Below are 1017 nucleotides of genomic sequence, written 5' to 3' on the forward strand. Positions count from 1 at the left end.
CCGCGGCCGGCGTCAACTACCCCTACCGGGTCGTGATCGAGGGCAACGATCCGCGCCGCATCGACGTCGCCATCTGCTCCAAGCTGCCGATCGCCCGCACCAGCAGCTGGCGCTACTGGTCCGACCCCGACGGCCGGGTGTTCAGCCGCGACCTGCTGCAGGCCGAGGTCATCGTGCCCGACGGCCCGCCGCTGCACGTCTTCGTCAACCACCTGAAGAGCAACTTCATCACCAACGAGTTCCGCCTGACGCCGGCCGAGATCGAGGCGGAGAAGCAGGTCATCCTCGAACGGCGCACTAGGCAGGCGGACGCGATCACGGCCATCCTGCGCCGGCTGCGCCGTTCCAGCCGCGTCGTCGTGCTGGGCGACCTGAACGACGACCCGGACGGGCTCTCACTCGCGGCGCTGAGCGAGGCGGGCCTGACCGAGCACGTGCAGAAGGCGACGACGATCCCGGGCCCGAGCCGCACCGGCGCGCTGATCGGGGACAAGTTCGCCGCCGAGTCGGCGACGATGTGGACCCACCGGCACCGGGCGGGCGGCGTCAGCACGTACGCATGCTTCGACCAGATCTGGACCAGCCCCGACGTCCCGGTGACGGCAGCCCACGTGATGCGCCGCACCCAGATCACCGGCGACGGCACCGACCACGACCCCGCCTGCATCGACGTCGCCATCTGACGCCGCTGCCTCTGTCGGTGGCGGGACTGGGACCCCGGGACGGGTGACCGCCTGGCGGGTCGGGCCGGCGGTTGCGCCGGTTGGTGAGACTGTCTGGTGTGGCCCGATGGTGGTGGAGTCTGGCGGCGGCCGCCTGCCTCACCGGGTTGGCCGCCTCGTTCGTACCCCTTGGGCGTGCCTCGGGCCCCGCACCCTCGCAGGCCGCGCGCCCGGCCGATCCCACCGCCGACGCCCGCTGCGGGCCGGCCGCCCTCGTACCCGTGCCCGACGGCCGGCCGATCACCGTCACCCTGCCGCCGGCCGCGGCGATCACCGTGGGCGCCATCCCGCCCGG

Annotated in this window: 2 protein-coding genes; both read left to right on the forward strand. The window is 73.2% G+C overall.

The features are described from left to right. On the forward strand, positions 1–683 hold a 683-nt coding region (locus tag AB0M20_RS45645), incomplete at its 5' end, for an endonuclease/exonuclease/phosphatase family protein (protein ID WP_364307939.1). Between the two features lie 98 nt (positions 684–781). Beyond that, the coding region (locus AB0M20_RS45650; RefSeq protein ID WP_364307941.1) for a hypothetical protein at positions 782–1017 on the forward strand (236 nt) is incomplete at its 3' end.

Origin of the sequence: Actinoplanes sp. NPDC051633, assembly GCF_040681735.1 — a bacterium.
In the GTDB taxonomy this organism is placed as follows: Bacteria; Actinomycetota; Actinomycetes; order Mycobacteriales; family Micromonosporaceae; genus Actinoplanes.